We start from the raw sequence: 8,304 nt of genomic DNA, 5'->3' as shown, positions 1-8,304 counted from the left end.
AGGGCCCGGGCCAGGGCAACCCGCTGCTGCTGGCCGCCGGAAAGCTCGTGGGGCCAACGGGCGGCCAGGCTGCTATCCAGAGCCACCATGTCCAGCAGCTCGGCAATGCGCTGCTGCCTCTGCGGGTTCTTGCCCGTCAGGCCGAAGCCGATATTGGCCGCCACGTTGAGGTGCGGAAACAGCGCGCCATCCTGGGGTACATAGCCGATCAGGCGCTGATGGGCCGGCACCGCGCCCTGAGCGTCCGCCAGCACCTGGCCATTGAGGCTGATGCGCCCGCGATCGGGAAACTCGAAGCCGGCGATCATTCGCAGCAAGGTGGTCTTGCCCGAGCCCGAAGGGCCGACGATAGCCGTGCGGCTGCCGGCGGGCATGCTGAGGCTGATGTCCTGCACCGCCGGCACGCCGCCGAAGGATTTGTGCACTGCGTGGAGTTCGAGAGCGTTCATCGGCCCGCCGTACGTCTGGATTGATGGTAGAGGAGGCCGGTCAACGGCAGGGACAGCAGGATCATGATCAGGGCATAGGGCGCCGCGGCGACGTAGTCGATCTCGCTGGTCCTGGCCCAGAAGCCGGTGGCCAGGGTGCGGGTGCCGTTGGGCGCCAGCAGCAGGGTCGCGGTCAGTTCATTGCTGATGGCCAGGAATACCAGCGCCGCGCCGGCTGCCGCTCCCGGTGCCGCCAGGCGCAGGGTGACCCGCCACAGCGCCTGGAGCGGCGAGCGGCCCAGGCTGCGGGCGATGTTTTCCAGCTCCACCGGTGCCTGGGCGATACCCGCCCGCAGGCTGACCAGGGCCCGGGGCAGGAACATCAGCAGGTAGGCCAGGAGCACGGTGAAGCTGGTCTGGTAGATCGGCCTGGCGAATTTCACCGTGACCGTCACCAGGGCCAGGGCCACCACGATGCCGGGCAGGGAACTGGTGAGGTAGTTGCAGCTTTCCAGTAGCCGCAGCAGGCGCCCCGGGGCACGGATCGACAGCCAGGCCACGGGGATCGCCGCACAGGTGGTCAACAGCGCCCCCAGGCTGGCCAGCATCAGGGTCTGGCGCAGGCTGGGCAGCAGCTCCGGCACCTGCCAGACCTCAAGGCCGCCGGCCAGCAGCCAGTTGCCCAGGGTCAGCAGGGGCACGCCCAGGGCCAGAGCACTGGTCAGCGCCGCCAGCAACAGCCCCGCGGCCCGGGCCACGCCGCGCAAGGCCTGGATGCGCTGGGGCCGCGGGCTGCCCGAGCCGACCCGGGCATAGCGCGCCTGGCCACGGCTGGCGGACTCCACCCCCAGCAGCACCAGGCAGCACAGCACCAGGATGCCCGCCAGCATGTTCGCCGCCGGGCCGTTGTAGGTGGATTGGAACTGGTCGTAGATGGCGGTGGTGAAGGTGTCGAAGCGGATCATTGCGTACAGGCCGTACTCGGCCAGCAAATGCAGGCCTACCAGTAATGCGCCGCCGCCCACGGCCAGGCGCAACTGTGGCAGTACCACCCGCAGGAACAGGGCCCAGGGTTCGAGCCCAAGGGCCTCGGCCACGTCTTCCAGGGCCGGATCCAGCCGGCGCAGGGTGGCCGCCGCCGGCAGGTAGACAAAGGGGAAGTAAGCAATCACCGACACCAGCACCGCCGCTGGCAAGCCGTGCAGCGCGGGCGCCAGGCTGACCCAGGCATAGCTGTGGACGAACGCCGGCACGGCCAGGGGCGCCACGGCCAGCAGCGACCAGATGCGCCGCCCGGGCAGGTCGCTGCGTTCGGTCAGCCAGGCCAGCGCAATCCCCAGCAGCACGCACAGCGGCAGGGTCAGCACCAGCAGCAACAGGGTATTGCCCAGCAGCTGCGCGACTCGCGGGCGCAGCACCAGCTCGGCGATGGTCGCCCAACCGGTCTGGATCGAGATGCCGACGACAAATCCCAGGGGCAGCAGCGCCCCCAGCGACACCAGCAGCGCCGCGCCCAACAGCCAGGGGGCGGCCCGCCGTCCCGGCCCGTGGCGGCGATAGCCAGTGTGGGTCGCGGCAGCGACCCGGGTCGTATCCCCGGCGGGCAAGCGTGAGAGGTCGTCGGCCATGGGTTTACAGGAGGCCGGCCTGGGTCATCAGGTCCACGGCTTTCTTGCTGTTGAGCCTGGCGGCGTCAACCTTGGGCGCGTCCAGCTCGGCCAGGGGCACCAGCTTGGGATTGGACTGCGCGCCCAGGCCCACCGCGTATTCGAACGACTTGCCGCTGCCGAGCACTGCCTGGCCCTTGGCGCTGGTGATCCACTCGAGGAAAGCCTGGGCCTGCTCCTGGTGCTTGCTGGAAGCCAGAACCGCACCGCCGGAAAGGCTGACAAACGCCCCTGGATCCTGGTGCTTGAAGTAGTGCAGGGCGGTGTTCTTGCTGTTTTCCCCCGTCTTGGCCTGGTCGACGAAGCTGTAGTAGTGATAGATCACACCACTGTCCACCTGGCCGGCGTTGACCGCCTTGAGCACCGCGCTGTTGCCCCGGTAGAGGCTGGCATTGCTCTTCATCCCCTTGAGCCATTCCAGGGTGGCGGCTTCGCCCTTGAGTTCCAGCACCGCGCTGACAATGGCCTGGAAGTCGGCTCCGGCAGGGGATGCGGCCCAGCGGCCTTTCCAGGCTGGGTTCGCCAGGTCGAGCAGGGACTTGGGCAGGTCGGCCTGCTGCAGCTTGGCCGGGTTGTAGACGAACACCGTGGAGCGCGCGGCGATGCCCACCCAGTTGCCATGGGTTGGACGATAGGCCGCGGCCACTTGCTCCAGGGTGGTCGGAGCCACTTTGGCGAACAGCCCGGCGTTGTCCACCAGGGCCATGGCCGGTGAGTTCTCGGTGAGGAACACGTCCGCCGGCGAAGCCCGGCCTTCCTGCACCAGCTGGTTGCCCATTTCGCTGTCATCACCGTTACGCAGGGTGACCTTGATCCCGGTGTCCCGGGTGAAGCCTTCGACCCAGGCCTTGGTCAGGCCTTCGTGCTGGGCGTTGTACACCAGCAAGCCGTCGGCATCGGCCGCATAGGCATGGCCGGCAGTCAGCAAGGCACCGACCAGCAGGCCGTTTTTCAAGCGTGAGGGGATACGTGGGGTCATGGAGAAGGCAGCTCCTGCGGTGGTTTCTGGATGCATCAAGCCGGAAGAATCGAGCCGTCGGACAACTCGAACAATAGGAATCATTTGCAAATGAAAACTGCGCGCAATGTAGAGCGGCAAACAAGAAAAAATCGTCAAATTTAAGGTGAATTCCCGTGATGCCCGGAGGTTCTCGCGGTAGCCGGTCACGCGTCTGCCTTGAGGCTGTGACGCACTCGACAGCGTGGGCCCCGGGTTGCTTTATAATCACGCGGCGAAAACCGCAGTAAATGGAATTGACCGGTCAACCGAGGGAACAAACGTGAGCGCCAGACTCTGCAACAACATCAGTGCCGTGACCTTTGTCAGCAAGTACAAGGCGGTGTGCCAGCCGATTGCCGACCAGCTGGACCTGCCGGTGGAAAACCTGCTGGGCCTGGCCGCCCAGGAAAGCCAGTACGGCACCGGGCGCATTGCCCGGGAACTGAACAACTACTTTTCCATGCACGCACCGGCCCCCCTGCAGATCGGCGCCGAGGCGCCCCTGGGCAACGCCAGCATCAAGGTGGCCAAGTTCGACTCCTTCCAGAAGTCCGCCCAGTCCTTTGCTTCGAGCTTTGGCACGGCAGTACGTGGCCAGCGTGACCCCATGGCATTCGCCCAGGCGCTGGTACGCAGCGGCTACAACACCGGCAACGCCAAGACCGGCGGCCGGGATGGCTTCGCCCGCTACCTGGCGGACATCATCATCGCGGTCAGAGGGCGCATGGCGTGCTGAAACTCAAGAGCCCTTCCTGGGTGCTTGGCCTGTCCCTGGCCTGCACCACACTGGTGGCCTGCGCCACCGATAGCCTGCAGCCGGCGCGGATCAAGGACAGCGGACTGACCCGCGAACAGGCGGAGCAGGTCCTGCGGGTGGCCCTCAAGCACCAGGACTATCAGTTGCAGCGCCCCGGGGTGTTCATCGACGGCGACCTGCAGGACGAAAACGGCAAGCCGCCCCATCCCGGGTACTACGACTTCAGCCTCGGCTACAACGATCCCAAGGCCGGGGCCACCGAGTACTGGGGCCTGTTCTCGGTCAGCCTGAACACGGGCGATACCTGGGAAATCAACAGCTGCAAGCGCCTTGATGGCGCCGAGCTGCGAGCCTTGCAGCGGCGGGTGATGGCCCGCACCGGCAAGAGCCTGGCGGATGAAAAAAGCCAGCGCGAGGGCCTGGGCTGCGAAGACCAACAATAAGCCTAGGAGCACCGTCGCCGCGTGCTCTTCCAACCTCTGGCTCATCACTCGGGCAGCCCTGCGGCGAAGGCTTGCACCGGCGCCTGCTGCGTGGCCGGGGCCGCTGCAGCACCGAGCAATAGGCGCTTGGGCCGCCGGAAAGCATCCAGGGCCCTGGGAGACAGGTCGCCGGCCAATTGCGACAGGGTCCAGTGGTGCTCGCTGTCGGGGTGGTTCGGCACGGGCGGCGGGTTGATCCGCACCCGGGCGCTCAGTAAGCGTTGGGCCAACTGCACCGTGTGCGCCGGATCTTTGCTGAACAGGGTCACCTCAAAGCTTGCCGGGCAATCGTTGGCCAGTTGCGCGGCTGCGCCGAGGTCACTCACCCGTCGGATGACCGCCACCGGGCCCAGGCACTCTTCCTGGGTGATGACCATGTCGTCGTCGATCTCGGTGAGGATCACCGGCGGTTGCAGGCTGCCGGGCAGCGGGTTTTCGAGTGCCTGTTCTCCGGCCAGCAGTGCGGCGCCCTTGGCCAGGGCGTCACGCACCAGCCGCCGGACTTTGTGCCGTGCGGCCTGGCTGATCAGCGGCCGCACCGCGCTGCTGGAGTCGTGGCCCGGGGGGCGGGTGTGCTCGATGAAGTGCCGGACGAACAGGTCATGGACCTGCGCCTCGACGAAAAAATGCTGGATCGACAGGCAACTCTGGCCACCGCGGCTGAAGGCGGCGCGAGCTCCGTAGGCGGCGGCGAGCGCGACGTCGGCGTCCTGGGCAACGATCATCGCGCCGCGGCCGGTGCTCTCGATCGCACAGGGCTTGAGCAGTTCGGCGCAGGTCACCGCCACCGCGCTGGCAGCGCCGACACTGCCGGTGAAGGCTACGGCATGGGTGCCGCTGGACTGCAGCAGCCATTGCCCGGTGGCGGCGTCCCCGGGAATGCACGAGACCAGCCCCGCCGGCAGGCCAGCGAAGTGCTGCATGAAGGCCAGGGTGGACAGGCTGGCGTTCTGCGCCGGCTTGACCAGGCAACTGTTACCGGCCGCCAGGGCCGCGGCCAACGTGCGCCCCAGCAGGGCAATGCCCAGGGCGAACGGCAGGATATGCACGCTGACGCCATAGGGCTCGTACCGTAGCCGGCACTGCGCTGCATCGCTCGGGCTCGGGGCCGGGACATCGCTGTCGGCCAGTGCCCCGTAATAGCGGAACACGGCTGCGCAGTGATCCAGCTCGGCCCGGGCTTCGGCCACGCAAAGCGCCAGTTCCCGAGTCATCTGCCGGATGATCTGCCGGTTCAGTTCGCTGTCGGCGGCCATGCTGTCCGCCAGTTGCAGCAACAGCGCCTGACGCTGATCCGTATCCAGCAGGCGCCACAGGGTGTGGGCAACGTTGGCCGCCGCCACCGCGGTGTGCACATCGTCCTTGGTACAACTGGGGTTGAGCCCGATGGGCTCGCGGGTGTCCGGGTTGAACACCTGGTGCGGGGCATCGCCGGAAGCCGGCAGGTACAGCGGGTTGATATAGAACTGCGGGTTCCAGGGTTGAAAACCGTGCATTGGAAGATCCCTTTCCAAGTGTGCCGGGACTGGCAACGATGGCAACGCCGGGCCACCGCGGCGCGGTGGTCATTCAGCGGGGAGTCTAGGAAGGGGAGTGCAGAGGCGTCTTGTACGATTGTGCGAGGGCCGGGTGCTCAGAGGCGGTAGCCGACGTTGACCATCACCGCCGCGGCCCCCAGCACCACCAGCTCTGCGCCCACCGGGCCGTAATGGGTGCCGATGGCCGGGATCAGCACCGGCGCCACGCCAAAGTGGTTCAGCGGGATCTTGTCCTTGTAGTCGCCCTTGTAGCCCTGGATCAGGCCGCCACTGAGCTTGGCGTAAACCGGCCAGTCGGCATTTTCCCAGGCCTTGCCGACATAGGCGTAGTAGGAACGCTGGGAGAAGGAGTTGCGAAAGGTGCTCACGCCCCACAGTTCACCGTCGGCGTAGTTGCGCTCCAGGCCGATCAGGTCCTGGTGGTTGTTGTGGTCGGGGTCGTTGCTCCAGTGGTTGGTGTACACGCTGGTCTGTACGTACCAGAAGTCCTGTTGCTGGTCGGCCTGGGCGCTGGCGGCCGCGCCCAGCAACAGCAGGGCCACAGCGGCGGCTTTCAGGGTGCGGTGCTTGGGCGTTGGCAGGCCCAGGGCCGGAGATTGAAGCATGGAGATCATGGGCTTTCCCTGCCATGGCGGCAGTTGCGCCCCCTCGGAAATCAAGGAGGGTAGGGGGCGGCGAAACTACCACTCGGGCATTCACGGGATCAATCAATGAACTGTTGCTTTATCTATCTGCGCCTCGATGCGCTGGATCAGGTAGGGGTAGAACGGGTTCGCGCTCAGGCGCATCAGCTCATCCATGGGCACCACCAGCACACCCCGTTCGCCACGGGCGGCAATGGTGCCCAGGTGCACGCCAAAATCCTCATCGGGGCTGGGCTGGGTGCCGTACAGGCCGTCATCGACGGGGAAGGGCAATGCCACATGGGACAGGGAAAACACCCCCGGCGGGTAGGCCAGGCCAAGGGGCCGCCGGCTGCTGTCCGGGCTCAGGGCGGGGGTGCTAACTTCTTCCAGTGCCGCGCTGCCCGTGCCTTCGTTGCTGAGGATGCGGGTGGTGTAGTTGCGTGGCGCGGGCGGTAGCAGGCTGGCCAGGGAGGTGACGCTGGCCGGGTCCAGCAGCCCTTCGAAATCGCGCTCGCGGTTGAGGTCGAAGATCACCAGTTCACTGCCGTTGGCCGGCAGTTGCCGGTACAGCCCACTGACCAGGGCCGGGGTGCTGACGGTGGCGTCGGTCAACGACTGGAAGCTGAGGATAGGTGGCAATCGGGCCAGCCGTGGATCGCCCACCAGGGCCAGCAGCTGCTTTTGCAGGGTGTCGGTCAGCAGCCAGGACTGGCGCGCGGCATTGGCTGGAAACGAGTTGTACTTGAACGGGTTGTATTCGGGCCGCAGGTTGAGCCACGCCGCCTTGCTGAAGGCCGGGAACACCGCAGGCAAGGCGGCCAGCCCGGCAAAACGGGCGGACGAGGCGACGCCGATCATCGGGGAAATCAGTACCAGGCGCTGGGCCTGGGGCAACTGCGGGTCGCTCAAGGCATCCAGGGTGTACTTGACCGCCAGTGCGGCGCCGTTGGAGTAGCCCACCAGGTGCAGCGGAGCCGGCGCCGGCACTTCGGCCCGGGCGGTACGCAGGGCCAGGCGGGTGGCGGCCAGCCAGTCCTGCCACCGGGCATCGGTCAGCCCCGCCGGCACCGTGCCATGGCCGGGCAGGCGCAAGCCGATGGCCAGGTAGCCGTGCTCGACGTAGCGCTGGGCGACATGCCGCAGGCTGTAGGGCGAATCGGTCAGGCCGTGCAGCAGCACCACCACGCCCCGGGGCGTACCCGCCGGGCGCAACAGGTAGGAACGGTTCCAGTTCGTGGCAAAGCGTGGCGGGTAGGCCCGGCTGTCCTGGCGGTAGCGGTTGAAGGGCGGTACCTGCCCGGGGTCCAGGCGCTCGCTGACCTGCTGCCGGACCTCGGTGAATACCCGGTCCTCGGCCTGCAGCCAGACGCCCCAGTCGGCGTGGTCCAACTGCTCCACGCTCAGTTCATGGGGCACCTTCAGGTGCCAGGGCTGCAGCGCCGGGCCGCGCTCGCTGTCGTAAGCCCGCCAGGCCAGCAGGGTCAGGGTGGCGACGCCGAGGATCAGCGCGCCCTGTTTGAGCAGGCGGGACAGGACTGGCAGGGGCACGGGCATTAACTCACTGGGGTGGCACGGATGCGATAGACGCAGCGTCGATCGCCGGTAATCAGGTGTTCCACGCGCTGCACCTGGCCCAACTCGCCGATGGCGGCCTGGAACACTTGCAACTCGGAACGGCAGAAGCCCTGGCACTGCTGGGCCGCGACGCAGATCGGGCAATGGCTCTCGATCAGCAGCCAGGCATCGCCGTCGGGTTCGACACTGGCCATGTAGCCGGCCACTTCACGGATCTGCGCCAGGGCCCGG

At 67.0% G+C, this 8,304-nt stretch carries 9 protein-coding genes; 2 read left to right on the top strand and 7 right to left on the bottom strand.

What is annotated here, in order from left to right:
* From F6S12_RS28095 to F6S12_RS28085, 3 genes are all read right to left on the bottom strand, one after another.
* The coding region (locus F6S12_RS28095; RefSeq protein ID WP_315869571.1) for an ABC transporter ATP-binding protein at positions 1-449 on the bottom strand (449 nt) is incomplete at its 3' end.
* Entirely contained in the window at positions 446-2,056 is a 1,611-nt protein-coding gene (locus F6S12_RS28090) for an ABC transporter permease (RefSeq protein ID WP_220222657.1), read from the bottom strand. The genes F6S12_RS28090 and F6S12_RS28095, both read right to left, overlap by 4 nt.
* Before the next feature lie 4 nt (positions 2,057-2,060).
* Entirely contained in the window at positions 2,061-3,074 is a 1,014-nt protein-coding gene (locus F6S12_RS28085) for an iron ABC transporter substrate-binding protein (protein WP_315869570.1), read from the bottom strand.
* A 301-nt stretch (positions 3,075-3,375) separates the two neighbouring features.
* Between F6S12_RS28085 and F6S12_RS28080 the strand changes: the two genes are divergently transcribed.
* Both F6S12_RS28080 and F6S12_RS28075 read left to right on the top strand, forming a co-directional pair.
* Positions 3,376-3,831, top strand: coding sequence for a glucosaminidase domain-containing protein (locus F6S12_RS28080; protein WP_015635634.1), 456 nt, complete (start codon positions 3,376-3,378; stop codon positions 3,829-3,831).
* Positions 3,825-4,295: a hypothetical protein gene (locus F6S12_RS28075; protein WP_011061324.1), complete on the top strand. Its 471-nt coding sequence runs from the start codon at positions 3,825-3,827 to the stop codon at positions 4,293-4,295. Before F6S12_RS28080 ends, F6S12_RS28075 begins: the two co-directional genes overlap by 7 nt.
* Before the next feature lie 44 nt (positions 4,296-4,339).
* On the opposite strand, the gene F6S12_RS28070 is transcribed toward F6S12_RS28075, so the two are convergent.
* The 4 genes from F6S12_RS28070 to F6S12_RS28055 form a co-directional block, all read right to left on the bottom strand.
* A complete protein-coding gene (locus F6S12_RS28070) occupies positions 4,340-5,830 on the bottom strand; it encodes an aldehyde dehydrogenase family protein (protein ID WP_315869569.1) in 1,491 nt (496 codons plus the stop codon).
* A gap of 137 nt (positions 5,831-5,967) precedes the next feature.
* Positions 5,968-6,477 (bottom strand): sn-glycerol-3-phosphate transporter, encoded by a 510-nt coding sequence (locus F6S12_RS28065; RefSeq protein WP_401154549.1) that lies wholly within the window; start codon positions 6,475-6,477, stop codon positions 5,968-5,970.
* Positions 6,478-6,579: 102 nt separating this feature from the next.
* Entirely contained in the window at positions 6,580-8,052 is a 1,473-nt protein-coding gene (locus tag F6S12_RS28060) for an alpha/beta hydrolase (RefSeq protein WP_283989139.1), read from the bottom strand.
* Positions 8,052-8,304, bottom strand: a 253-nt coding sequence (locus F6S12_RS28055) for a helix-turn-helix transcriptional regulator (protein ID WP_409999860.1), incomplete at its 5' end; no start/stop codon positions are given. The genes F6S12_RS28060 and F6S12_RS28055, both read right to left, overlap by 1 nt.

This window comes from Pseudomonas sp. JV245A, from assembly GCF_032424515.1.
Lineage (GTDB): Bacteria > Pseudomonadota > Gammaproteobacteria > Pseudomonadales > Pseudomonadaceae > Aquipseudomonas > Aquipseudomonas protegens.
This window is presented reverse-complemented; position numbering and strand designations above follow the sequence as displayed.